Source organism: Verrucomicrobiota bacterium (assembly GCA_034440155.1).
Classification (GTDB): domain Bacteria; phylum Verrucomicrobiota; class Verrucomicrobiia; order JAWXBN01; family JAWXBN01; genus JAWXBN01.
Window position 1 is genome coordinate 1 of the sequence record JAWXBN010000088.1, and the last position, 24489, is coordinate 24489.

The following is a 24489-nucleotide window of genomic DNA, read 5'->3' on the forward strand; positions in this document are numbered from 1 at the left end:
GCTTTCCCTGTCTTGGGATCAATGTGAGTGTAGACCGAGTTAGGAGTTGCCCCCTGAGTCCAAGGCTTCGCAGTGCCACTAAACCGAGGAACTGCCCCCTTTGCGGCAGGTAATGCAGCAAATTGCTTCAATGCCATCGGCGAGCCCACGCTGTCGAGTTCCTGCGCCGGGACAAGCCGTCGTAGAGGGATTCCTCTTTGGTATTTCCCACGGTGGCGGTCTTGAGCAGGTTTTCCTTGTCGTAGCTATAAGAAACTGTTGGCGAGACGCCACCGGAAACACCCGGGACGGGTGTGCTCCCCAGCAAAGTATTCCCATCCGCATCGTACGTGGGGGCAATTTGCGCGGTGGGTGAAGCAATTTGCGTGTATTGATTCACGTCATTGATCGTACGGTCAAAAAACATCCCGCAGCACGCGGCATAAATGACCATCACAATCAACCCCGCTTTTGAGCAGAAACTTCCTGCCGTAAAAGGTGCGGCCTGCTCGTCCGGCCAAGGGCTGGCCCCGTATGTCGCGGCCCGGTTCATCTCAATGGGTATTTATCCTGAAAATGCATTGACGTGGATTGTGCCGCAAAGAGCCCTCTGAGGTAAAGAAAAGTTTCACGGTAAAAAGTCCGCGAAGGAACGTAAATTGCTCGGAGTTTTAAAATAAGCCAATGGTAGGGATGGATGGCTTAATTTTCAGCTGAGCATTTCATTCTCCAACCACTGCTGGATACCGGAGTCAGGCGGGTCGGGCACACACTCAAATTGCCTTGAAGAGACTACTGGGCTGCGCCGTTTTTGGTGGGGGCGGTGTTGGTGGTGTTAGCGGAATCGGGTTGGGTAGAGATTTGGGGTTTGTCTTGGGTGTCAGGAGTTGGTTTTTTGGCTGGTGTGGAAGGGGTTTTATTCTGGTCGTCAGCCGGAGTTTTTTTGTTTACGGGCGGGTTTTGAGATTTGGTGGATGAGGAGGAGTTTGTTGTTGAATTCGACTTGGATGTTGAAGCTTTAGCGGGTTGTTTTTTGGCAGGGGCGGGAGTGGGGGCAGTTTTTGTTTCTGTTGGTTTCTCCGAAGCTTTCACTTTTTGTTCGGTTTTCTGGGTATTTTTAGTTACGGGAATGGCAGGGGGAGTGGGCTTGTCATTTTTATTAGCTCCTGCATTTTTTGCTGTGGGGGAACCGGTTTTATGCTGGGCAGGTTTTTGAGAGGCGTTACCGATTTGTGCGGGGGGCACAGGATTCATGGGTTGTGAAGCAGGGGAAAAAGGGACTTGGTTGGGGTTAGAGGGATTCCACCCACCACCGAGGGCTTTGTAGAGGGAAATGACAGAGCCCAGATACTGGGAGCGGAGCTGGGAGAGCTGGAGCTGGGCATTAAAGAGGGCATTTTCCGCGTCGATGACGTCGAGGTAACTGACGATGCCCTGGTCATACTGGAGGGAAGCGACTTGGTAAGCCCGGGCGAGGGCGGCGACCTGGATCTGGACGGCCTCGACTTGTCTGCGGTACGTGCTCACGGCCAAGAGCAAATTGCTGGTTTCATTAAAGGCATTTAGGATGACTTTTTCATATTGGTATAGGGCGGCATCCGCTTGGGCGCGGGCGGCCTCGACCTGGGCTTTATTACGGCCAAAGTCTAAGACTTGCACACTCATGCCCAGACCGACGGAAAGGGCGCGGGTAATATCCGGGCTGGCGATGCCGAGGAGGCTGGTCAGGTCAAATTGGGGAAAACGGTTAGCCACATTAAATCCGATAAAAGCAGTGGCGGCTGCGAGTTCATGCTCGGCGAGCATGATGTCCGGACGACGGTCGAGGAGTTTGCTCGGGAGTCCGGCAGGCACTTGGGCCGGGAGTTTTTGCTGGTCGATAGGCAGGCCACGGGGTATTTTGCCGGGGTATTGTCCGAGGAGGATCTGGAGATTATTCTCCTGTTGACCGACCTCGCGTTGCAGGGCTGTGGCTTGGCTGATGACAGCCTGGAGCTCGGCTTCGAAGCGTTTGACATCCAGATCCGAGACGACGCCGAGGTCACCGCGGGCTTTGGCGATCCGATAGGCTTCGGAACGGGAGACGACAGTTTCTTTGGCGATCCGGTATTGGTTATCCAGATCGCGCAGAGTAAAATAGCTGATAGCGACCTCGGAAACCAGGGAGATGATCACCGCCCGTTTAAAGTCTTCCTGAGCAAAATATTGTTCACGCGATACCTGAGTAGCCCGGCGCAATTTGCCGAAAATATCGATTTCCCAAGAGATCTGGCCCCCGGCAGAATAAGACTTATAAAACCCGTAAGAAAACGGGACTCCGCCGGAACCATTATTACCGATGGCATTTAGCTGGTCAGCCCCACCGTAACTGCCCACGGCATTAACCTGGGGGAGTTGGTTAGCCTTGGAATTAGCGAGATTTGCCCGAGCTTGCTCGACACGGGCAGTAGCGATTTTCAGGTCTTTATTTTGTTTGAGTGCGACGTCGATGAGTTTGGTCAGTTCCGGGTCATTAAAAAGGGTCCACCAATCTTTATTAGCGATATTTTCCTCGGAAACTTTTGTCCCGCTGAAACGCCACGTGTCGGGGGTGCCGGTATCAGGGCGTTTATAGTCAGGCCCGACAGTACACGACGAGGTAGCCAGTGGCAGGAGGGCTGCTAGTGCGAGCTTTAAAAATGGATTAAACTTTTTGTTAAGCTTCATGTCAGGGTTTTGGTTCTTCATGTTCGGGCCGGGGCTCGGGGTCTTCGGCCATCATGTCATCATGTGTCACGGGAGTATCGATGGGATCATGCGTGGGAGTCACCTCGGTCAAAGCTCCATCTGCGGGTGTGGGGGAAGGTTCCGCCGTGGCCCTATGCCCCCCGTCCTTTTGTTTATTCTGGTGGGTCACGCTATAGATAAGGAAAAAGAATAACGGAACAAAAAAGACGGCCATTAGGGTCGCTGCCAACATTCCACCGAAAACACCTGTTCCGATGGCATGACGGCTATTTGCACCGGCTCCGCTTGCCGTCATCAGGGGGACAATACCGAGGATGAAGGCGAATGAGGTCATGAGGATCGGGCGGAAACGCAAACGGGCGGCTTGGATGGCTGCTTCATGGATAGATTTACCTTCATGCACGAGTTGGTTAGCGAATTCGACAATTAAAATGGCGTTTTTGGCCGCTAGTCCCACGAGGGTGAGCATCCCGATGCCGAAATAAATATCATTATCCACACCGCGGATGAATACAGCCAAGAAGGCACCAAAAATCCCGAGTGGCACAGCCAAGAGCACGGCAAAAGGAATCGCCCAGCTTTCATATTGGGCGGCCAAGACCAAGAAAACCATGACCATACCAAAGGCCATAATCAATCCGGCTTTTCCACTGGCTTCCTTTTCTTGGTAAGAAGTATTACTCCAAGCGTAGTTAAGTCCTTCAGGAATGAGTTCCTTTTTAGCGAGGTCTTCCAGGGCATTCATCGCTTGGCCGGAGCTGTAACCTTCGCGTGGTGAACCGGTCACCTGTGCGGTATTAAATCCGTTGAAATTAAAGACCGTATCCGGCCCGCTGACGATTTTGTAGGAAGCCACGGTATTAACCGGCATCATTTGGCCGGATATGTCTGAACGCACATAAATATTATTAATATCATCGGGTTTCATACGGTAGTCCATGCTCCCTTGGGCGAGGACTTGGTAGACTTGGCCGGACATAAAAAAGTCGTTAATGTAATAAGAGCCAAAGTAGGTCTGGAGGGTATTAAAGACATTCAGGATATTCAGCCCGAGGGATTTTGCCTTGTCGCGGTCCACGTCGAGATAGACTTGGGGGACATTAATATTAACCATGGTATTTGCCCCGGCGATTTCGGGCATTTCATTAGCCTTGGCGACGAAATCCTTGGATTTACCGACAAAATCTTTGTAGGGGAGATTAGCGGTATTTTGGAGCTGGAAAGAAAATCCGCCGACACTGGAGAGGCCTTGGATCGCGGGGGCATTAAAGGAAAAGGCGAGAGCCTCGGGGATCTGGGCGAGCTCCATGGATGTTTTTTTCAGGATTGCCCAGACATTTTCTGTCTTAAGATTGCGTTTTTTGAAGTCATCGAGGATCACATAGAAGGTCGCTTGGTTTTGGCCGCGCGAACTGAAAGCAAAATTCTGCCCGGTAAAGGTCAGGACATATTTGATTCCCGGGGTTTTTTCAAAGAGAGTCTCGATTTTTTTGACGGTTTCCATGGTTCTTTGCATGGAGGAGCCGTCCGGTAGCTGCACGACAGAGACGAAGTATCCCTGGTCTTCCTCGGGGATGAATGCGGTAGGGACTTTCCGGGCCAGGAATACGGCGGAGACAACCACGCAGAGGAATACAATGACGGCGATATACCAGAAGCGCAGGACCACACCGACCCCGGCGGTATAGACGTTTGTTATGGAATCAAAAACACGGTTAAAGACACCAAAGAAACCTTTTTTAGACTCATGTTCGCGGGGTTTGAGGAGGATGGCGCAAAGGGCGGGGGTGAAGGTCAGGGCGACTATCCCTGAGAGGACGACAGCGATAGCGATGGTGAGAGCAAATTGCTGGTACATTTCCCCGGTGAGTCCGCCCATGAATGCCACGGGGATAAAGACCGAACAAAGCACGAGGACAATGGCCACCAATGCGCCGGAAACTTCGTCCATGGCCTTTTTAGCGGCTTCTTTCGCGGAGAGATGCTCGAGGTCCATGATGCGCTCGACATTTTCCACGACGACAATGGCATCATCGACGACGATACCGATGGCCAGTACCAACGCAAAAAGGGTGAGGAGATTGATCGAGAAGCCTAAAATGGCCAACCCAGCCATGGTCCCGATCAAGGAGACAGGGACGGCGATACAGGGGATCAAGGTGGCACGCCAATTCTGCAGGAAGACAAAAACCACGATAAAGACCAGGATCATCGCTTCCACCAAGGTGTGGATGACTTCTTCGATAGAAAGATCGACGAAAACGGTGGTGTCGTAGGGGACTTGGTATTTGACGCCGTGGGGGAAGGCCAGTTGCAAATTGTCCATGAGGGATCGCAGGTTTTTAATGGTGGACAAGGCATTTGCCCCCGGCTCGAGATAGACGGGGATCAGGGCGATGGGTTTGCTATTCATGCGCCCGGACATTGTGTAGGACTGGGCGCCCATCTCGATAGTGGCGATGTCTTTGAGTAGGACATTCGAGCCGTCGGGATTAGCGCGGACTATGACGTTTTCAAATTCGGTAATTTTGTTATAGCGGCCTTGGGTGATGACATTCATCGTCATCTGTGTGCTGTCAGGTGCGGGTTGCGCACCGACTTGGCCGCCGGGATATTCCGAGTTTTGCTCTTGAATGATATTGGCGATGTCACTGACGGTGATTTTGAGTTTGGCCATCTTGAGCGGGTCGAGGATCAGGCGCATGGCGTAGTTAAATGTCCCGTAAACCATGGCGTTACCGACACCTTTGACACGTTTGATGGGGTTAACGATCTGTTGGATAGCGTAGTTCGCTAGGAAAATCTGGTCGTAACGGGGGTCGTCGGAGGTGATGGCGACGACAGCCAGCATCGCCGTGGACTGTTTGTTGATCTGGATACCTTGTTTGACGACGCTTTCTGGTAGCTGGGGCTGGGCGATGGACAAGCGGTTCTGTAGATCGACGGCGGCGATGTCCTGGTCGGCCCCGATATTAAAAAAGGCATTCAGGATCATCTGTCCGTCACTGGTATTAAAGGAATTAAAGTAAATGAGGTTTTGAATGCCGCTGACTTGGTTTTCGATGGGGGAAGCGACGGCGAGGGCTACAGTTTCAGCATCGGCCCCGGGATACATCGCCACGAGCTGGACCGACGACGGGACGATATTTGGGTATTGCTCGACGGGCAAGTTTGTCGCAGCAAGCAGTCCCACCAGTACGATCACGATGGAAATGACAGATGCGAAAATCGGTCGATCGATGAAAAAACGTGGGCCCATAGGGATCTATTATTTCTTGGTCTCCGTCGGGGCCTGATAAGGTACTGTTTTTACTATTGCCCCCGGACGCACTTTTTGAATCCCGTCAACAACAAGGGTTTCGCCTCCATCGAGTCCACCCTCGATTAACCAGTCATTGCCGACATAACGCAAGAGCTTGAGTGTGCGGGCCTCGATTTTTGATTCACTATTTACGATATAAACAAATGCCCCTTGAGGCTCTTGGAGAACCGCTTTTTGTGGGATGACAATCGAGTCATTCCGGGTGGCGCCGACCATGGTCACCTGCAAGTATTGGCCGGGAATAATCAAAAATGAGGGATTTGGAAAAATCGCACGCAGTGGATAGGAGTCCGTTTGAGTGTCGAGTTGCGTCGCGGTAAAGTCGATTTTCCCCGTTTCAGGATATTCCGTACCGTCTGTGAAATTTGCTTTGATCGTAAATTGGTCAAAGGGCATGTCGGTGAGTTTGCCAGATTCGGTGAGTTTACGGTATTGAAGCAGGGCACTTTCAGGTACACGGTAGTAGATATAGATAGGATCGAGGATTTGGAGGTCGGTGAGCTTGGTATTTTGAGCAGTGACATTACTCCCTTCATTCACCATGGTTTTTCCGATGCGCCCATCCAAGGGGGCGACGATGAGGGAGTATCCGAGATTGATTTTGGCGTTATCCAGCGCAGCGACAGAGGCCTCGAGGTCAGCTTTTGTGGACTCCACTTGTGCGGTGACATCATCGAGGTCTTTGGCGGCCACGGCTTTGGTCGCTACAAGAGGCTCATAACGGGCATAAGTTTTTTTGGCCAGTTCATAACGGGCGGCGGCCTGCTCGACTTTTGCTTGGGAATCGCGCACAGCCGCTTCGAACGGAGCCGGATCGATCAGATAAAGTTTATCACCCTTTTTAACAAATGTACCTTCTATGTAGAAACGTTTGGTAATGATCCCGGACACACGCGGGAGGATTTCAATATTTTTAGTGGCATCAGCTTGGCCGATGAATGACTCAGTGATCGGAATGGATTTAGGTACGACTTTGATCACACTGACGGTGGGAGTGGGACGCTCGGGGGCAGCTGGCTTTTTATCACATCCGGCGAATACAAGGAGGCAGGCGCAGAGTGCGGCATGCGTGAGTGGGAAGGATGGCCTGAGTGACATAGAACTTCATTTATTAAGTGGTTTATTAGATGTGTAAATCCAAAAAAGAGTTTTTTTATAAAAAAGAGTAAAACATGCCTGATTTTAAAGGGTAAAAACGATTTTTGATGAGTTTATAATCCGAGATATATAACAATAAAGAAGAAGTATTTATAAAATAATTTACGCAAAATTATTAGATGTATAACGGAAAACTGTTTGGGCCAGTGTTACGAATGAGAGAATATCAAGAGGAATGCTTGTTATCACTTAAATAAACTTGCCTGGATTCAGAATATCTTTGGGGTCGAGAGCGGATTTGACCTGTTTGTGCAATTTGCGCAGGGAGGGATTAGCAGCAATGGGCCACCAGGGTTTTTTCGCTAGACCGATGCCGTGTTCGCCAGTGATGGCACCTCCCCAGTGGATAATTTGCGTGAAGAGCAGATCGAGCATTTGATCCGATTTCTTGCGTTCGATCCGGCTTTTGTCGTCGATCATGATATTGACATGGATATTGCCGTCACCGGCGTGGCCGAAGCAGGCCACAGGAATGCCGTTATCCTTTTGCAATTTGCTCGTGAACTTGAAGAGTTCGACCAATTTACTGCGCGGCACGACGATATCTTCATTGAGTTTATGTAGGCCCGTGGCTTTTAGACTTTGAGAGAATTGGCGGCGGAGATTCCAGATATTGTCGCAATTTGCCTCACCGATAGCGGAGCGGATGTCGAACCCCCCGTTTTTCTGGATCAAACTTTGTAGCTCGGGTAATTCGCTTTTTACAGCGGAGTGGCGCCCGTCGATTTCCACCAAGAGGAAAGCATGGCCCTTGGGGATTTTATCTGAACCGAGGTATTTCCTCGCGGCACGCAGGGTCCATTCATCGGCCAGCTCGAGGGCGGAGGGCAGGTGCCCGCCGTTCAGGATCGCATCCACGCAATTTGCGGCGGCAGACATGGTTTTAAAGGATACGGCTAAGGCTCCGCGGGTTTGTGGTCGGGGAATGAGGCGGATGGTGGCTTCGGTGATGACCCCGAGGAGACCTTCTGATCCGACGAAAAGTTCAGTCAGACTAAATCCCGATTTATTTTTATGGCAGCGCCCACCTGTCCTGACGATGGTGCCGTCAGCGAGGACTATCTCCATGCCGAGGACGTAATGTTTGGTGACGCCGTATTTGAGACAGTGGGGTCCCCCGGCATTTGTAGCGATATTCCCCCCGATGGAGCTGTCTGCATAACTGGCCGGATCCGGCGGGTAATACCAGCCTACCGCCGCCGCGGCATCATCGATTGATTTTGTAATCACACCCGGTTGGACGACAGCGACCCCGTCGCGTGGGTTCATGTCGAGGATTTCATTCATCCGCGCTGTGGACAGAGAGATGCCACCCTTTGCCGGGACACACCCACCGACGTATCCGTACCCGGCCCCGCGAGTGGTCACGGGAATATTATTTTTCTGGGCGAAAGCCAGGATAATGGACACTTCCTTAGTGGAACGTGGCAGGGCCACCGCCTCGGGAAGGTGACGTGCGAACCATTTGTCGCCTGCGTGGGCCTCGAGGGTTTTTGTGTCGAGGCGGATGGTTGCTTTGGGTAGGAGTCGGGAGAGCTTATGATATAATGAGGGTGTGTCCATAATCAAGATGCGGTAGTGCCCCGATAGATGCGCGGGACGCGTTTGGTAATGCCGGTGAAGATCTCGTAGGAAATCGTGTCGCTCCATTTGGCGAGATGATCAGCGGTGATTTCGAGGTTCCCCTGTTTTCCGATCAGGGTGACTTCATCCCCGGTTTTTACGGCGGGCAATTTGCTCACATCGACCATGATCTGATCCATGGTGACGCGCCCGAGCTGGCGGCAGAGGACACCGCCGACAAGGACACAGGCCCGGTCCGATGCTTGGCGCGGGTAACCATCGCCGTAACCGATGGCGACGGTGGCCACACGCATTTTTGATTTAGCAGTAAACATGCGTCCGTAACTGATGGATTGGCCTTTGGCGACGTCTTTGATGAATGTGATCCGGGCTTTTAAACAAAGGGCCGGGCGGAGTTCTTTACGGAATCTGCTCATCGGGGACGCCCCGTAGATCATGAGCCCGGGCCGGACGAGATTAAAGTGGTTGTCTGAACCGCGAAGCAGTCCGGCGCTATTAGCGCAATGCACCAATGGAAAGTCCAGGCCTTGGGATAAAAGGGTCTTGCGGACTTTCAGGAAACGCTGCCGCTGGATGCGGGTAAATGCCGGGTCGATATCGGCGCTGGCAAAATGGGTGTAAAGCCCGCGCAGCTCGAGGTTTTTGAATTCCGTGAGCTGAGGGATATCCTCGCTGGCGGTCTCGTGCCAGAAGCCCAGTCGTCTCATGCCTGTATCCACGACGACATGCACCGGCAGGGTGATTCCTTGGCGGAGGGCCTCGTCATTAAAGGAGCGGGCTTCATCGAATGAAGAAAGACTGGGTGAAAAACGATTTGTCACGGCTGATTTGATCTCGGTGGGAAGGACCGCACTGAGTAAAAGGACACTCCATCCTTTGCCGATGGTGCGGATGGTGAGTGCCTCGGGGATATTCGCCACACCGAAAAGATCGACGCCGGACTGCATCAGGATCCCAGCGATTTGCGGCAGGCCGTGTCCGTAGGCATCGGCCTTGACCGAACAAAGGATTTTAACCTCAGGCCCGACCAGACGGCGCGCATACATGACATTATGGCGGAGGGCATCAAGATCGATCTCGGCCCAAGCCCTCAAGTTTTCTAGATTCGTGCTCATGGTTTTATCAGGGGTTTATCCAACCAGATAACGGGCAAAGCCACAATACACAGTTCATAGAGTGTACGGGAAACTCGGTAGAAAAAAAACCTAGATTGTCTTCTTTTGTAGGTCGGCGACTTTTACGTAGGAAATGGGGCGCAGGTAAACGGGTTCCAGCGTGGTACAGACAGGGATTTCTCGCCGATGCATTTGCGCGGCGATCTGTGCGACGAACCGGGCTTTCGGGAAAAGGGGATCCGGTGCAAATTGCGCGCGGATACCAAAGGTGGTCGTGATTTGAGTGCGGAATCTTTCTATATCAGGACCAGCAAAAAGCACGGTTTTGTCCGGGGCGATTTGCGGGGCCAGCCCTTCAATCGTGATAATATAGGTGTCTTTAAATGGTAGCCAGCGGCCATCACGGGATGCATAGATCGAAGCATAGACCTCGCCCCTGCGCGCGTCGGATATCAGACAAAGGCAGGAGGGGGTCGTGCCGGGGAGGGGGCATTGATTGATCTCGGCGCAAATTGCGTCGTGGGCATTTATCCCGTAAACGGGTTTTTGGAAGGGGAAATTCAGGCCGCCGACAGCCGCAATGGAGGCGCGGATACCCGTGAATGAACCGGGGCCGAGATTCAGCGCCCAGAAATCGATGCTGGGGAATCCCGGCGCAAATTGCTGCAGGAGCGGGAAAAGTTCAGATGAATGATTCTTTTCGGATAAAAAGGGAAGCTCCTGGAGTAGGGAATTATTTACTGTCAGGCAGAGGGAGGCTTTGGCAGTGGAGAGATCCAAGGCGAGGCATTTCATCGGGAGAAATTAATCCGAGAGGACGCCCTTGAAAATTTGAATTGTCCGGTGAGTTTCGGTCTGGTTATCGAGGGTGATGATGAACATCTTGCGTTTAAAAAGGCTGGTGGCGATCTGGGGCCATTCGATCAGGGTCACGAAGGCTTTATCAAAAATCTCTTCTAAGGCGAGGCTGGCGAGCTCCTCTTCGGATTGGAGTCGGTGGAGGTCGATATGGTATATTTTACCATTGGGAGAGTCGTATTCATGGACCAGGTTAAAGGTGGGGCTGGTCACTTCCCCTTCAAAACCGAGGCCTTTAGCGACTCCTTTGATAAAATGGGTCTTGCCGCTGCCCATCTCCCCGACGAGGCCGACGATGGAATTTGCCGGCAATGACTCAGCAAATTGTGCACCGAGTTTGGCGGTTTCTTCTGCGCTATTTGTATCGTAGGTGATCGAAGCCATGGGATAGGGTGGTTGAACTTTGCTTATTAGAACCCATTTTGCCGATACAGGTCAACCTCAGTTTTTGATAAATGTCTTTCCAAGCCTTTTGAAGGTTTTGGCTTTTGGAGGGGGGCAGGGTGAAAAGAAGCTCGTAATCTTCGCCGTCCGAGAGGGCTTCATCTAGAGAGGCACCCCTCTGGCGCGGAATATTCCCCGGATCAATCTGGTAAGAAAGTCCGCTGGCCGAGGCGAGGCGCGGGAGGTCTTCACCCAAACCGTCGCTGAGATCCATCATGGCCGTCGGCTTAAAATGGCGGACGAGCCATTTTGCCTCATTTAAACGGGGGGTAAAACTCAAATGTTTACCTTTGATACTGCCGCCGAGTGAACCCGTCACAAAAACCAGGTCTCCGGTTTTGGCTGTGCTGCGTAGGGTGAGATGTCTTTTGTCCGCTTCACCGATGGCGGCGATATTTAAGGCAAAGTCAGTGGCCCGGGTGGTCTCGCCCCCGACGAGATTCATGCCATACGCGCGGGCGGTCTTGTCCATCCCTGCATAGATCGCGGTTAATCTTTTGAGGTTAAAACTCGGTGGGATAAAAAGGGTGACCACTGCAAATTGCGGGATCCCACCCATTGCGGCAAAGTCACTGATGACCCGAGCAATGGCTTTATGCCCGATTTTTGCCGGGGCAGCCTCAGCGGTAAAATGTCGGCCTTCGACGATCGCATCGGTTTTGAGCAGGATATAGCGTCCGGGCGAGGCTCCCGCGATGACCGCGCAATCATCCCCGACACCACAGACGACTTTCGGGGAGTACCGCCATTTACCTGTCAGCAGTTTGATTAATTCATTTTCATTCCGGGGAAGGATCATAAGCCGGTTTTCAGTGCGAACATCAGGATACACTGAGAGAGGTTAAATGTCGCATGCATAATCACAGGAGCCCAAAGAGTGCGTTGGTGCTCATAGATCATGACAAATCCGCAACCCAGCAAGGTCAGGGGGATGAGATTAAAAAATGGGGCATCGTGCATACAGGCGAAGGCTACGGAACTGGTCACCATGGCGGCCTTCCACGAGATACGAGTTTTGAGAAAACGATAGAGGAAATGGCGGAAGACAAGCTCTTCGACCACAGGGGCCATCACGACGGCCATGACCAAGAGTATACCTAAAACCGTTACTGAGTCGGTGTGGAGCAGGATTCTGACCATTGTTTGCATTTCTTGCTCGCGGCCCAGGAGGAACATGATTTCTGTATTAGCTTTTCCGGCGACCAGAATCACTGGCCACAACGCAAATTGCGCGGTAATGCCAATAAAAAGAAGCAGGGCGATGCGTTTGCCCCGGGATCGGGGGTGGTGCGTGTGGTGGGGCTCTTCCAAACTAAAGGGACAGGGTAAATGATCTGTTTTTCGCCGGATACCGATGAGAAGGAAGAGACCACCCAAAAGGATCACCTGAAAAATAAATCCGGTATAAACAATGACCATATCCTTGGAAAACTGAGGGAAGGAGGTGAAACCGGATTTGATGAATGGAGTCAACAATATGGCAAAGATAAAAATCGACAGGACTAGGCCCATGTCCGGACCAGTCCACCCGGAGGGGGCCAAACGCGGTGCCAGGAAGTGGGCGTAATGTTTAACCTTCGACAAATATAGGACGTAAAAAACAAGGCAAATGAGTGAAAGGATTATTTGGCAACCAATGATTACAGCGGCGGTATTGGAGATTTGATCGAATTCACTCATGGCAGGACAGGTTGACTCACAGCCGCATTCTTCCCCTTATCGGGTAAATCTTCCAGCAAAAAGCGGCAGAGCCTGGATTTTCAGGCCAACAGGGGTGAGTAGAGTGAGTATCGGGCCCTTTGGATTTAAGTGGTGAGGTGCAAATTGTCTCGCGGGGAGAGTGAATGCGCTTTGACAGGGGGGAGGGTGAGTTGGTAGGGTGCGGAGGATGATCTCCGAGAGTGGAAAAAAAATTGAAACCGCCCAGATTCAACATCCTGATTATTTATGGCCGATGCCATGGACGGATGTTTTTCCTGTGTCCAGGCCGGTGGAAATCGATATCGGGGCGGGTGATGGGGGCTTTATTATCCAGGCAGCAAAAAAATTCCCAGGGATTAATTTCTATGCTATCGAACGATTATTGGGGCGGGTCCGAAAAATCGCGAGGCGAACCAAGGCAAACGGGCTGGATAACGTCCGGGTCCTCAAGCTAGAGAATAGTTATACGGTCAAATACTTGATCCCGAAAAAATCGGTTCATGCCGTTCATCTTTATCATCCTGACCCTTTCCCGAAGAAAAAGCAGCAAAAGAGGAGGTTGGTCACCGTGGGCTTTATTCATACCGTGGCAGACCTCTTGGAGGCAGACGGCATCTTCTATGTGCGGACTGACCATGAGGAATACTTCCACATTATAGAGGAGTGTATCCGGGAAAGCGGGCGTTTTGAGTCTTCCGGGGCCGAAAATCCGTATCGTGACCTGGTTACTGACTTTGAGAAGGAATACAGGGACCGTGGTGTAAAGATAAATTTCTCTCAATATCATCTCATAAATAATTAACAGGCAAAGACTTACTTTATTTATGTCTCGTTTTGGTTTAATACCACCGCCTTTCAGGGGACCGCAATTTTTCAGAAACTAGGGGGCTCGACTTCAGCCGACTCTCAGGCGGTGAAAAATCAATCCACCTTCTTCCCAGACGGTGGCTGGTGAATTTTTACATAATAAAACTTATTATATCTTCCTAATTTTCAACAACTAACATAAAAATTTCTATAAATAACATATTGACTATTGGTGGGGCATAGTGGTAGAAAATGGGAAGAATTGTAAATTTAGGTATATTTATCCCGATGAGCGCGCTTAATCAAGTCAAGTTTACTGATACTTATCATCTGCCCTTAGATGATAAGAAGCGCATTACATTGCCCTTCCGTTGGAGGGATGTGGGGGAAGAAAAAGTCGATGTCTTTCACGGCCTCTTTGATGAGCGCGACAATACCTTTACCGTAATGCCTGCAACGACTTTTAATACATTGGTTCAAAATTTCGGTGTGGGTTCTACTCTCTCTCCGAGCCAAATTACAAAGGCCAAGCAACGGCTTACGAGTAATGCCAAGCAATTATCACTGGATAAAAATGGTCGGATCAGCCTCTCGGTATTCCGTGATGAGAAAAATGATTTTTTGGTGACAGCAGCAATCGGGGGACAGGTCGTACTTTTGGGTGGGGGTGACCGCTTTAAGATCATGAGTCCTGCCCAATACGAGGCAGAGCAAAAAGCGGTTGATTTACCAATGGGGCAGATCATGGAGATGATCGGGCTCTAAACTTAGAGGATTTTTTTTATGTCAACATCCAGACAATATTTGTCGGAAGCAAATGTATGCCGCGGGAGTTTCCGCAGCCATTCAGAGCAGTCAGAGTTCCGCCGGGAATTCTGGCAGTACATCAGTATGCGGAGCAAAAAGCATCGTGGACAGACTGCGACCATTGAGAATTCGAAAAGATCCCAGTGGTTTATGGCGCAGCCGCGGGCATCTACTCATGCAGGTGAATGAAGATGGACGGATTTTATCATCAGCCCGTTTTATTACAGGCGGTCGTCGAGGCACTGGTGATACGGCCCGGGACAGTGATTGTGGATGGGACACTCGGTGGTGGAGGCCATAGTGAAGCTATTTTGAGGTCAAATGACAGTGTGAGGGTGGTGGGCCTCGACCAGGATGATGACGCTTTGGAGGCGGCCGCCCGCAGATTAATTGAATTTCAAGACAGGATCATGATTAAAAAAACAAATTATCAGGATGCAAAAACGGTATTAGGACAAATGGGTCTCGATACTGTCGACGGCGTTTTGCTTGATTTGGGGGTTTCATCCCACCAGCTCGATACCGGGGAACGGGGCTTTTCCTTTAACCGGGATGGGGCATTAGATATGAGGATGAACCGTTCCTGCGGGATGACTGCTGCCCATGTGGTTAATACTTATACGGAGTTCGAGCTTGAAAAGATATTCCGGGAATATGGTGAGGAGCACCAAGCCCGAAAAATCGCGCGGGAAATCGTTCGCCGCCGGGAAGATAAGCCTTTTAGCAGCACCCTTGATCTAGCCGGATTTATTGAAAAAATTTGTGGTGGTCGCCATGGAAAAATCCACCCGGCCACAAAAGTATTCCAAGCATTACGCATTGAGGTCAATAACGAGTTAGGCGCACTGCAAAATGGACTGGAAGGATTTTCGGGATTGTTAGCTAAAGGCGGGCGTTTCGCCGTCATTACCTTTCATTCATTAGAAGACAGGATTGTGAAGCATTACTTCCGAGATTGCAGCCAAGAGATGATCGATCATCCGACGTGGGCATCCGCGCGTAAGAATCCCCGGCATCTCTTCAGTCTCGTGACCCGCAAACCCGTGGAAGCCACTGATGACGAGATCAGGGCTAATCCCCGAGCCCGCAGCGCCAAGCTCAGGATCGTGGAGAAAATATAATTTATGTCACGGAACCGCCGCAATAATACTAATTCCATTAACCTCACAACGCTGATTGTGGCAGGAACTTTTATTTTTATCGTGGGGGCACTGGCTTTCTTCTACGTGCACCAGAAGAACCGTCTTGTATTTTTAGGGAATGAACTCAGGAAGATGGAACAGCAAATCCAGGTCTCCCGTGAGAAAAACGAGGTGCTCGCCGGTGCTGTGGCGAATCTGAAAAGCCCGCGGATCGTAAACTACAAAAATATCCAATGGGGATTAGGCCTAGTACAGCCGCACGACTCGCAATTCGTCGTTTTTGAGCAGACCCCTTCATCGGGCGCTTCTTCCCTGAATGTGGCTTCTGGAACTGTAAAAGCAACGCCGGTAAGAGGGGCGATACAAGGACAATGATCCAATGGAATGCCTATACGCGGGCGATGACGGTCAGTCTTATTGGCTTGACCGCCTTTACCGTTTTGTCGGCGCGTCTTGTCCAGCTCCAGGTCCGGGATCATGAGAAATATTATGAATTAGCCATCAATAACCACATGCGGAAAATCCCGATCGAGGCCCAACGCGGGGAGATCTATGATTGTAATGGGGAGATACTGGCGACGAGCCTGCCATTGAAGAAAATCACCATTGATCCGGTGGGGTTGAGGGAGGCTTATGAGTTCCAGATAAAAAGGATTCGGTCCAAAGCTAAAAAAGATCCCTCGGTGATTGTGCCCAAAGAAGGTGCTTTGGTGAAGGAATTTGGTCTATCACTGGCAAAAACCCTAGGACTACCTCAGGGGGAGGTTTTAGAAAAGTTAAACCGGAAAACCCGTTATGTGGAAATCGCCCGGCGTGTGTCCCCGGAGATGGTAGAGAACATCCGTGAGCTCAAGGCTCCACAAATCTTTTTTGACGAGGATTACCTGAGGAGTTATCCCCAGGAAACACTCGCGAGCCACATACTCGGTTACGTTGATTTTGACCAAAAAAGCGGTTTGCAGGGGATCGAAGAGCGTTTCCAGCATGTCCTCCGGGGACAGGATGGATGGCGGCGTATAGTCCGCGATTCTGCCGGACGCGAGATTGTGCCCTATCGTGCCCAGGATGTCCCCCCACGTAACGGGTACAATGTTATTTTGACGGTGGATAGCATTATCCAACACATTGTCGAAGATGAGATGGACACAGCCATGGCGGAACTCCAACCAGTGGGAGCGGTGGCGATCGTCACGAGGCCCAGGACCGGGGAAATACTGGCGATGTCCAGCCGTCCGACTTATAACCCAAATCTCCCCAAGACCGATCTTGACTCCATGCGCAACCGGGCGATCTCGGATATTATCGAGCCGGGGTCGACCTTCAAGATTGTCGCGATTTCCGGCGGGCTCAATGAGGGGCTAGTCACCTTGGATACAAAATTCTTTTGTGAGAACGGTGATTTTTTTTACGGGGGTCACTCTTTAAAGGATCATGATCCTTATGGCACATTAACCGTGAAAGAAGGTGTGCAAAAATCCAGTAACATCCTGACGGCCAAAGTGGCTTTGGAACTCGGGGAATCCCGGATGTATGATTACACAAGGAAATTCGGTTTTGGTGAGAGAACCGGGGTGATTCTCCCCGCAGAATTACGGGGCATACTCAACCCATTAAATAAGTGGTCGAAAATCAGCATTACGCGTATTCCCATGGGCCACGAGATCGGCACCACTCCTTTACAGATGCTCATGGCCATGAATGTCATCGCTAACGGGGGATTACTCATGAAACCCATGCTTGTGTCAAAAACAACCGACAGCCAGGGTCGGGTGATGGAACAAAACTATCCCCAGACCGTCCGCAGGGTTATTAGCCCGTATGCATCGGAACTCATGAATGAAGCCCTGAAAGCCGTTATTGAAAAAGGGGGAACCGCCCAGAAAGCCGCTGTGGAAGGATTCACTGTGGCAGGAAAAACAGGGACAGCCCAGAAAATCGATCCTAAGACAGGAAGATATTTCCAGGGAAAACGCGGGAAAGTCGTGGCCTCATTCGTGGGGTACATGCCTGCCGAGAATCCTGAGTTTAGTATCATCGTGATCCTCGACGAACCCCAATCAAAAGTGACGTATGGTGGGCAGACTGCGGCCCCGATATTCAGCCGGATGGCCCAGAGGATCGCCCAGCATATGGCCCTGCGCCCTTCACCGCAAACCACGCCAGAAAACCTTAACATGGCATCAAGTTTATAATGTTACTCTCGGAGATCATACCCCACATTGATGTGGAGAAGGTGACCGGAAACACGAGCGTCCCGGTGAGTGGTATAGCCCATGATTCGCGTAAGGTGCTTCCCGGTAATGTTTATATCGCCATTACAGGGTTAAAATTAGATGGTGCGCAATTTGCACAGCAAGCGATAGACCAAGGAGCCGTGGCGATTGTCCAAGAGGCTCCCGTTCCAGACTCATCGACGACCGCCCATCTCCGAGTCAGCCACGCCCGCCGTGCCATGGCGCAAATAGCGCAGGTATTCCACGGATATCCGGACGGGAAACTTAAAGTCGTGGGTATTACCGGGACAAACGGCAAAACCACCACCACTTTTATTATTAAACACCTCCTAGCCGGAACCGGGTGTAAGTCGGGTCTGATCGGGACAGTAGTATATGATGACGGTGAAAAGGAGATGCCCGCTGCCCGTACGACCCCTGAATCCACGGAAGTCTTTGCCATGATGTCCCGGATGATCGAATCAGGTTGTAAGGCCTGTGTGATGGAAGTCTCCTCACACGCTCTTGATCAGGGACGTGTGGAAGGAATTGATTTTGATGTGGCGATCTTTTCGAACCTCACTCAGGACCATTTGGATTATCACCAGACTTTCGAGGCATACTTCGATGCCAAGAGCCTACTTTTCAGGAATCTCGGTAAAGGTAAAAAAGAGCCAACCGCCTTGATTAATCTCGATGACAGTCGTGCTACAGAATTAATTTCACGGGTCAATCCTGTAGCCAAAGTCCTGACATACGGTTTTGCAGAGTCCGCCGATATGCGTGCGGTACTTGTCACACTCAAGAGCCGGGAAACAAAATATAAACTCCATTATGCGGGGGCTATATACGAAGTATTCCTGCCACTGGCCGGCCGACATAATATTTATAATAGCCTCGCGGCCCTGGGGACGGCGGTGGCACTCAAAATGGATATTAATGCGGCAGTAAAGGCTTTAGCGAATATTCCATTTGTGCCCGGACGCCTTGAGACTGTTGTGACGGGGATGCCGGTTGATATTTTTGTTGATTATGCGCACACGGATGATGCTCTGAAGAATGTGCTTTCGACTTTGCGTGAGACTTCCACGCGCCGGGTCATTACGGTTTTTGGCTGTGGCGGTGACCGTGATTCCAAAAAACGTGCTTTGATGGGTCGAGTGGCAGCGGAATGGTCCGACCATACGGTAGTGACCAGTGACAATCCACGGAAAGAGAATCCGTCAGAAATTATTGCCGCAATTTGCCTCGGGTTTGACGGGAAAAAGAATTTTGAAGTGTTAGAAGACCGTCGTGAAGCGATTTATCGTGCGCTGCAAATTGCTCAGGATGGTGACACGGTCCTGATCGCAGGCAAGGGGCACGAGACATATCAGGAATTCGCTAATGAAGTGGTCCCTTTCGATGATCGTGAGACGGTTCGTGAATTGGCTGCTATACTTTTGGCCAGCAAAGGAGACTTATGAATGGAGTGAAGTTTTCTGAAGCAGCATCATTTTGTCATGGGAAAATCTCCGGGACCAATCCGGACGCGTTCTTTACTGGAGTATCCACAGACACCCGTAAAGTCGGACAGAAAAGCCTCTTTGTGGCGCTCAAGGGGGATCGTTTTGATGCCCATGATTTTGTCGGAGCAGCCATCGCCCAAGGAGCCGCGGGGGTCGTGGTCGAGGAGTCCCGGGGTATCGAGGTGCCTGCCGGAGCGATTAAAATCGAGGTTACTGATACATTAATAGCTTTGCAGCAAATTGCTGAGGGATACCGTCGCAAATTGCCTGTTAAAACCGTGGCGGTGACAGGTAGTAATGGGAAGACATCGACGAAGGAATTTACCGCGGCCGTATTATCCAAAGGATTTGTAACGCGCAAAACACTGGGGAACTTAAATAATCATATTGGTGTCCCACTGACCATTTTCCAACTCGATACGGATACACAGATGGGAGTCATCGAAATGGGCATGAATCACGCAGGGGAATTAGCCCCGCTCATGGAAATCGCACAACCGATCATCGGGATTGTGACAAATGTCAGTCCGGTCCATATTGAGAATTTTAAAGATGAAAACGGGATTGCCGAGGAGAAGGCGACAGTGGTTCGTGGTATCCCGGCGGACGGGCATGCGATTATTAATCTTGATGACAAATGGTGCCCGATCGTTTCAAAGGGGGTCACTGCAAAAATCATGACTTTTGGGATCAATAACCAGAGCGCGACGCTCTGGGCGGATGCGATGAGTACAGGAAAAGACGGTATCCGGTATACCCTGCACCATGAGGGTAAATCATACCCGGCCTTCAGTCCGATTTTTGGTGAGCACATGGTTTACAATGCCATGGCAGGAAGTCTCGCGGGACTAATCAGTGGATTGTCGTGGGAAGCGATTTGCGCCGGGTTAGCAGAGGTGCAGTTACCCGGTATGAGAATGCAGCAACTCCAGATCAAGGGAGTAAATCTAATCAATGACGCCTACAATGCCAATCCTGTCTCAATGGCCGCCGGATTAAAAACTCTCAAGACTGTTGGTGCAGGCACAAATTGTTTTGCCGTAGTGGGAACAATGTATGAGCTGGGTAGCTTGGCCGTCGAAGAACACAAAAATGTCGGACGTTTGGCTGCTGAATTAGGCCTAGACGGTCTTTTTGCCCGGGGTGAATTTGCCACGCAAATTATACAAGGTGCCCGTGAGGCGGGGATGAAACCCGGACAGGTCAGTGCAGTAAATGAAGCCTTAGAAATTGCCACTTTATTGAACCAACAATGTAAACCGGGGGATCACGTGCTCATAAAGGGTTCACGTGGTGCCAAAATGGAGGAGGTTGTGGCCGCATGGCAACAACTCGCGCAATAAATGTTATACTATTTGCATAACCTAGCAGACTTTTTCGGGGGATTTAATGTTTTCCAATATGGGACATTTCGGATGCTGATGTCTGCACTGACAGCCCTTTTACTTTCCTTATTTATGGGGCCATGGGTCATCCGTCAGCTTCTCGCCCTGAAAATCGGTCAGCCGATTCGGTCAAAAGAAGAAGTGCATAAACTTTTTGAATTGCATGGTAAAAAGATGGGAACCCCGACAATGGGAGGAGTATTGATCTTAGCATCAGTGATTATCTCGACTCTCCTCTGGGCCCGTCTGGATATTCATTTTATTTGGTTGGGATTGTTCGTTTTGATTGTTTTGGGCGCACTGGGGTTTGCGGATGATTATATGAAGGTGGTCAAAAAGAATTCGAAAGGTGTATCCGCCCGGCAAAAGTTAGTTGTTCAATTTGGTCTGGCAGTCGTCGTCGGGATATTTTTGATTACAAACAATGATAGCGGGGATAAGATCCGTAATCTTTTCCTTCCGATGATCAAAACCCCTGTCATGGATATGGGGATACTCTCACTGGGCTTTTTTGCATTGGTCATGGTTGGTTCATCCAACGCGGTAAATTTAACGGATGGACTGGATGGGTTGGCCATTGGATGCACGATTACTGTCGCCGGCTCCCTTGCAATATTTGCTTATTTGTCAGGGCAACTGACGTTAGCTACCTATCTTTTGATTCCTCATGTAAGGGGAGTGGAGGAGTTATCGATCATGTGTGGGGCCATGGTTGGTGCGGGGTTAGGATTCCTTTGGTATAATTGCCATCCGGCAAAGGTATTTATGGGGGATACAGGTTCCTTGGCCATCGGTGGATTCCTTGGTTACGTGGCAATATGCATCAAGCAAGAGTTCGTCTTGGTGATTATCGGGGGTATTTTTGTAATTGAAGCCCTCTCGGTCATCCTCCAAGTCGCCTCTTTCAAGCTCACGGGAAAACGGATTTTTGCTATGTCCCCGATCCATCATCATTTTGAACTCAAAGGCTGGAATGAATCCACGGTGGTAATCCGGTTTTGGATTCTTTCGATCATTTTTGCACTCATGGGATTTGCCACGTTAAAACTGAGATGAAACCCGACCTTAAAAATTATAATATTGTTGTTCTCGGTGCCGGCCGTAGTGGTTGCGCAGCCGCACGGTTCCTTTTGTCCAAAGGGGCCAGAGTGACAATTCAGGATGAGGGCACTATCCGTGATGCCCAAGACCTTGTCCGAGCCGGATGCCAGGTACAGTCAGGGGGGGCAATCGATTTTGAAGGACGATTTGATCTGGCTGTGGTCAGTCCAGGAATCGATCCCCGTAAACTCTGGATTCAATCTTTAATAAAAAGAAATATCCCGATCTGGAGTGAGCTCGAGTTGGCATGGCAATTTTGTGAATGCCCGATCATAGCCATCACAGGGACCAATGGCAAAACGACCACGACAGAATTGCTGGAGTCCGTATTTCGCACGGCCGGGAAAAAGACTGTGGCTAGCGGGAATATCGGCCTGCCATTCACCGAAGCGATTGCAGAAAGCGGATCGCTGGATGTGATGGTCATAGAGGTCAGCTCTTTCCAGCTTGAACAAATCAAAGGGTTTCGCCCCGTCACCAGTGTGTACCTGAATCTTTCACCAGACCACCTTGACCGTTATGATTCCATGGAGGATTATCGTGCAGCAAAAAACCGTATTTTTGAGAATCAAAGGGCCGATGACAGTGCCGTGGTAAATGCTGACTTTCATTGTGACGAAATCACCGCCCGCAAAATAACATTTAGCACGACGCAAAAAAATGCCGATTATACTTTTGATGCGGGGATGATATTTAAATCCGGGGAGCCTTATTTTGATACGGGCCGATCCCTCTTGCGCGGTGTCCACAATGCTGAAAATATTATGGCGACACTGGCTGTGGCTGCTGAATGGGGTTTACCTTTTGAAAAAGTGACAGAAGCGATTTGCGCCTATCAACCGGCCCCGCACCGTTGTGAGCTTGTCGCAGTCATTAATGGAGTGAGTTTTATTAATGACTCCAAGGCGACGAATATTGATGCCTTAGGAAAGGCACTGCTGTCACAGTCCGGGAAAGTAATCCTGATCGCAGGTGGTAAAGATAAAGGGTTTTCTTTTGATTCACTCGCTCCTTTGATCGCTCAAAAGGTGAAGAAGGCATTTTTAATCGGCGAGACGGCAGGTAAAATAGCCGGTTCTTGGATGGTCTCGACGGAGATAGAGGATTGTGGCGACTTGGCCACCGCCACACGAAAAGCCAGTGCAATGGCTAGTGCAGGTGATGTGGTCCTATTTTCCCCAGCCTGCTCGAGCTTTGATCAATTCAAAAACTACGAAGACCGCGGGAACCAGTTTAAAAATTTCGTACTCCCTCAACAAGGGTATGATGAAGCAAACAACAAAACAACAAGAAGCCCCTTAGGGGTTAATCAGGAGATAAAAATCATATGAAACTCGGTAAGATATTCATCATCGTGCTGGCTCTGCACGTTGTGGTGATCGGTGGCATCCTTGGATACCACTTCCTCAAGAGTAAAAACAAAGGAGTATCTGCGGATATGGCGACACAAAACGTCATTGAATCGGCTCCTTCATCCATCAATAATAAAGTAGTGGCCGACATGGACAGTGCTTCCACGGCTATTCCTACCACCGACGCCTATGCGACGGAGATTATTACGGAACCGGCCTCTGTGGCGCAGTCCACTCCACCGTCCCAGACTACCCCTGTGGCCAAAGCTCCTGTAACTGCAACCCATCCAGTAGCGGTAGTCGTTCCAGAAACAGCTCCGGCTGTGGCGACTGCACAGCCTGTTCCTTCTGTGGCCCCTGAAGTTGTAGAATCTGTGACGCCCACGGCATCCGTGCCTGAAGTCATTGCCGAGTCTCAACATGTCGATGTGGCTACCAGTGTTGTGACTTATAAGGTTCAAAAAGGTGACACGCTGATTAAAATCGCCAAGAAAAATAATGTCTCCGTGTCCAGCCTGAAGACTGCTAATAAACTTTCGGGCGATAATCTCAAGATTGGGCAAGCTTTGACAATCCCCGGGAAAATGACAGAGGTTATTACAGAGCAAGTTGCTGTGGTGGCATCTAATCCTGCGACCGGCACGGTCATCGAAAAGAGTGCAGAGATTAAGGAAACCATTGTCACGGAAAATGTCAGTCATACGGTTAAAAAAGGGGATACACTCTATCGCATCTCCAAACTTCAGAATGTTTCCGTGGATGCAATCAAGTCAGCGAATAAGCTGACCGGTGAAAACCTCAAAGTAGGTCAAAAGCTTGTGATCCCGGGTAAAACAAAGACAGTCACTAAAGCCCCTGCCCTCCAGACGGCCAAAGTGTCGGCACAGACCACTTCAACAGGAAATATGAATGTTTATGTCGTACAAAAAGGTGACAGCATTTATGGAATAGCCAAAAAACACAATGTACCCGTCCAAGAACTTGTTTCTGCTAACAATATCAAAGACGTGACAAAAATCAGTGTCGGGCAAAAACTATCCATCCCTGCGAAAGAAAGTACGACAGCAGCCCCTAAAGTCGTGGCTCCGGCAGTCATTCCCGCAGGTGCGACAGCCGTTCCCTCAACCCCTGTTAATGGTGTCGCCGCGATGGCTACAGCGAAGGTTGATGAAGCTGTCAAGACTGTGGTGCCTGTCCAAAATACGGAAAGTGCCTCGTCACCCGCTGCAACAGTGCCTGCGAGCCAGATGCAAATGGCTAACAGCGAAAAGCTCGACTAACCTTGT

Annotated in this window: 21 protein-coding genes; 11 read left to right on the plus strand and 10 right to left on the minus strand. The window is 50.4% G+C overall.

The genetic code is table 11. The features are described from left to right. Window positions 1-127 precede the first annotated feature (127 nt). The 10 genes from SGI98_09200 to SGI98_09245 all read right to left on the minus strand — a co-directional run bounded on the left by SGI98_09200 (window position 128) and on the right by SGI98_09245 (window position 12867). The gene (locus SGI98_09200) at window positions 128-532 is read right to left on the minus strand and encodes a hypothetical protein (protein MDZ4743578.1); all 405 of its coding nucleotides are present in this window, start codon (window positions 530-532) and stop codon (window positions 128-130) included. A 239-nt stretch (window positions 533-771) separates the two neighbouring features. Continuing rightward, window positions 772-2685, minus strand: coding sequence for an efflux transporter outer membrane subunit (locus SGI98_09205; protein ID MDZ4743579.1), 1914 nt, complete (start codon window positions 2683-2685; stop codon window positions 772-774). 1 nt (window position 2686) lies between these two features. Then, window positions 2687-5965, minus strand: a complete 3279-nt coding sequence (locus SGI98_09210; GenBank protein ID MDZ4743580.1) for a multidrug efflux RND transporter permease subunit — start codon at window positions 5963-5965, stop codon at window positions 2687-2689. Window positions 5966-5974: 9 nt separating this feature from the next. Next, entirely contained in the window at window positions 5975-7126 is a 1152-nt protein-coding gene (locus tag SGI98_09215; GenBank protein MDZ4743581.1) for an efflux RND transporter periplasmic adaptor subunit, read from the minus strand. Between the two features lie 249 nt (window positions 7127-7375). Next, a complete protein-coding gene (locus SGI98_09220; GenBank protein MDZ4743582.1) occupies window positions 7376-8749 on the minus strand; it encodes an FAD-linked oxidase C-terminal domain-containing protein in 1374 nt (457 codons plus the stop codon). 2 nt (window positions 8750-8751) lie between these two features. Then, window positions 8752-9885 carry an alanine racemase gene (gene alr / locus SGI98_09225; GenBank protein MDZ4743583.1) on the minus strand — a complete coding sequence of 378 codons (1134 nt, stop codon included), beginning with the start codon at window positions 9883-9885 and terminating at the stop codon, window positions 8752-8754. A gap of 90 nt (window positions 9886-9975) precedes the next feature. Then, window positions 9976-10680 (minus strand): tRNA (adenosine(37)-N6)-threonylcarbamoyltransferase complex dimerization subunit type 1 TsaB, encoded by a 705-nt coding sequence (gene tsaB / locus SGI98_09230; GenBank protein ID MDZ4743584.1) that lies wholly within the window; start codon window positions 10678-10680, stop codon window positions 9976-9978. A 9-nt stretch (window positions 10681-10689) separates the two neighbouring features. Further along, window positions 10690-11127, minus strand: coding sequence for a tRNA (adenosine(37)-N6)-threonylcarbamoyltransferase complex ATPase subunit type 1 TsaE (gene tsaE / locus SGI98_09235; GenBank protein ID MDZ4743585.1), 438 nt, complete (start codon window positions 11125-11127; stop codon window positions 10690-10692). Beyond that, window positions 11099-11986: a thiamine-phosphate kinase gene (gene thiL / locus SGI98_09240; GenBank protein MDZ4743586.1), complete on the minus strand. Its 888-nt coding sequence runs from the start codon at window positions 11984-11986 to the stop codon at window positions 11099-11101. Before thiL ends, tsaE begins: the two co-directional genes overlap by 29 nt. Beyond that, on the minus strand, window positions 11983-12867 hold the full coding sequence (locus tag SGI98_09245; protein MDZ4743587.1) for a CPBP family intramembrane glutamic endopeptidase: 885 nt from the start codon (window positions 12865-12867) through the stop codon (window positions 11983-11985). The genes thiL and SGI98_09245 overlap by 4 nt, the downstream gene beginning before the upstream one ends. 208 nt (window positions 12868-13075) lie before the next feature. On the opposite strand from SGI98_09245, the gene SGI98_09250 reads away from it, so the two are divergent. The 11 genes from SGI98_09250 to SGI98_09300 all read left to right on the plus strand — a co-directional run bounded on the left by SGI98_09250 (window position 13076) and on the right by SGI98_09300 (window position 24483). Further along, window positions 13076-13690: a tRNA (guanosine(46)-N7)-methyltransferase TrmB gene (locus SGI98_09250; protein MDZ4743588.1), complete on the plus strand. Its 615-nt coding sequence runs from the start codon at window positions 13076-13078 to the stop codon at window positions 13688-13690. 293 nt (window positions 13691-13983) lie between these two features. Continuing rightward, window positions 13984-14460: a hypothetical protein gene (locus SGI98_09255; protein ID MDZ4743589.1), complete on the plus strand. Its 477-nt coding sequence runs from the start codon at window positions 13984-13986 to the stop codon at window positions 14458-14460. Window positions 14461-14478: 18 nt separating this feature from the next. Continuing rightward, window positions 14479-14691: a hypothetical protein gene (locus tag SGI98_09260; GenBank protein ID MDZ4743590.1), complete on the plus strand. Its 213-nt coding sequence runs from the start codon at window positions 14479-14481 to the stop codon at window positions 14689-14691. A gap of 2 nt (window positions 14692-14693) precedes the next feature. After that, on the plus strand, window positions 14694-15623 hold the full coding sequence (gene rsmH, locus SGI98_09265) for a 16S rRNA (cytosine(1402)-N(4))-methyltransferase RsmH (GenBank protein MDZ4743591.1): 930 nt from the start codon (window positions 14694-14696) through the stop codon (window positions 15621-15623). 3 nt (window positions 15624-15626) lie between these two features. Beyond that, window positions 15627-16019: a hypothetical protein gene (locus SGI98_09270; GenBank protein MDZ4743592.1), complete on the plus strand. Its 393-nt coding sequence runs from the start codon at window positions 15627-15629 to the stop codon at window positions 16017-16019. After that, on the plus strand, window positions 16016-17836 hold the full coding sequence (locus SGI98_09275) for a penicillin-binding protein 2 (protein ID MDZ4743593.1): 1821 nt from the start codon (window positions 16016-16018) through the stop codon (window positions 17834-17836). Before SGI98_09270 ends, SGI98_09275 begins: the two co-directional genes overlap by 4 nt. Further along, entirely contained in the window at window positions 17836-19323 is a 1488-nt protein-coding gene (locus SGI98_09280; protein ID MDZ4743594.1) for a UDP-N-acetylmuramoyl-L-alanyl-D-glutamate--2,6-diaminopimelate ligase, read from the plus strand. The genes SGI98_09275 and SGI98_09280 overlap by 1 nt, the downstream gene beginning before the upstream one ends. Beyond that, complete coding sequence (gene murF, locus SGI98_09285; GenBank protein MDZ4743595.1) at window positions 19320-20708, plus strand: UDP-N-acetylmuramoyl-tripeptide--D-alanyl-D-alanine ligase; 1389 nt, start codon at window positions 19320-19322, stop codon at window positions 20706-20708. Before SGI98_09280 ends, murF begins: the two co-directional genes overlap by 4 nt. Next, complete coding sequence (mraY, locus tag SGI98_09290; protein MDZ4743596.1) at window positions 20709-21806, plus strand: phospho-N-acetylmuramoyl-pentapeptide-transferase; 1098 nt, start codon at window positions 20709-20711, stop codon at window positions 21804-21806. It begins immediately after the preceding gene. Next, window positions 21803-23182, plus strand: a complete 1380-nt coding sequence (gene murD / locus SGI98_09295) for a UDP-N-acetylmuramoyl-L-alanine--D-glutamate ligase (GenBank protein ID MDZ4743597.1) — start codon at window positions 21803-21805, stop codon at window positions 23180-23182. The genes mraY and murD overlap by 4 nt, the downstream gene beginning before the upstream one ends. Beyond that, window positions 23179-24483: a LysM peptidoglycan-binding domain-containing protein gene (locus SGI98_09300; GenBank protein MDZ4743598.1), complete on the plus strand. Its 1305-nt coding sequence runs from the start codon at window positions 23179-23181 to the stop codon at window positions 24481-24483. Before murD ends, SGI98_09300 begins: the two co-directional genes overlap by 4 nt. Window positions 24484-24489 lie beyond the last annotated feature (6 nt).

Excerpts from the sequence above, each read along its gene's own strand:
- SGI98_09245 (MDZ4743587.1), bottom strand. The coding sequence starts at position 12,867 with ATGAGTGAATTCGATCAAATCTCCAATACCGCCGCTGTAATCATTGGT.
- SGI98_09205 (MDZ4743579.1), bottom strand. The coding sequence starts at position 2,685 with ATGAAGCTTAACAAAAAGTTTAATCCATTTTTAAAGCTCGCACTAGCA.
- tsaB (MDZ4743584.1), bottom strand. The coding sequence starts at position 10,680 with ATGAAATGCCTCGCCTTGGATCTCTCCACTGCCAAAGCCTCCCTCTGC.
- alr (MDZ4743583.1), bottom strand. The coding sequence starts at position 9,885 with ATGAGCACGAATCTAGAAAACTTGAGGGCTTGGGCCGAGATCGATCTT.
- SGI98_09220 (MDZ4743582.1), bottom strand. The coding sequence starts at position 8,749 with ATGGACACACCCTCATTATATCATAAGCTCTCCCGACTCCTACCCAAA.
- murF (MDZ4743595.1), top strand. The coding sequence starts at position 19,320 with ATGAATGGAGTGAAGTTTTCTGAAGCAGCATCATTTTGTCATGGGAAA.
- SGI98_09280 (MDZ4743594.1), top strand. The coding sequence starts at position 17,836 with ATGTTACTCTCGGAGATCATACCCCACATTGATGTGGAGAAGGTGACC.
- SGI98_09210 (MDZ4743580.1), bottom strand. The coding sequence starts at position 5,965 with ATGGGCCCACGTTTTTTCATCGATCGACCGATTTTCGCATCTGTCATT.
- SGI98_09215 (MDZ4743581.1), bottom strand. The coding sequence starts at position 7,126 with ATGTCACTCAGGCCATCCTTCCCACTCACGCATGCCGCACTCTGCGCC.
- SGI98_09200 (MDZ4743578.1), bottom strand. The coding sequence starts at position 532 with ATGAACCGGGCCGCGACATACGGGGCCAGCCCTTGGCCGGACGAGCAG.
- tsaE (MDZ4743585.1), bottom strand. The coding sequence starts at position 11,127 with ATGGCTTCGATCACCTACGATACAAATAGCGCAGAAGAAACCGCCAAA.
- SGI98_09270 (MDZ4743592.1), top strand. The coding sequence starts at position 15,627 with ATGTCACGGAACCGCCGCAATAATACTAATTCCATTAACCTCACAACG.
- SGI98_09300 (MDZ4743598.1), top strand. The coding sequence starts at position 23,179 with ATGAAACTCGGTAAGATATTCATCATCGTGCTGGCTCTGCACGTTGTG.
- SGI98_09260 (MDZ4743590.1), top strand. The coding sequence starts at position 14,479 with ATGTCAACATCCAGACAATATTTGTCGGAAGCAAATGTATGCCGCGGG.
- SGI98_09255 (MDZ4743589.1), top strand. The coding sequence starts at position 13,984 with ATGAGCGCGCTTAATCAAGTCAAGTTTACTGATACTTATCATCTGCCC.
- SGI98_09250 (MDZ4743588.1), top strand. The coding sequence starts at position 13,076 with ATGATCTCCGAGAGTGGAAAAAAAATTGAAACCGCCCAGATTCAACAT.
- SGI98_09275 (MDZ4743593.1), top strand. The coding sequence starts at position 16,016 with ATGATCCAATGGAATGCCTATACGCGGGCGATGACGGTCAGTCTTATT.
- thiL (MDZ4743586.1), bottom strand. The coding sequence starts at position 11,986 with ATGATCCTTCCCCGGAATGAAAATGAATTAATCAAACTGCTGACAGGT.
- mraY (MDZ4743596.1), top strand. The coding sequence starts at position 20,709 with ATGTTATACTATTTGCATAACCTAGCAGACTTTTTCGGGGGATTTAAT.
- rsmH (MDZ4743591.1), top strand. The coding sequence starts at position 14,694 with ATGGACGGATTTTATCATCAGCCCGTTTTATTACAGGCGGTCGTCGAG.
- murD (MDZ4743597.1), top strand. The coding sequence starts at position 21,803 with ATGAAACCCGACCTTAAAAATTATAATATTGTTGTTCTCGGTGCCGGC.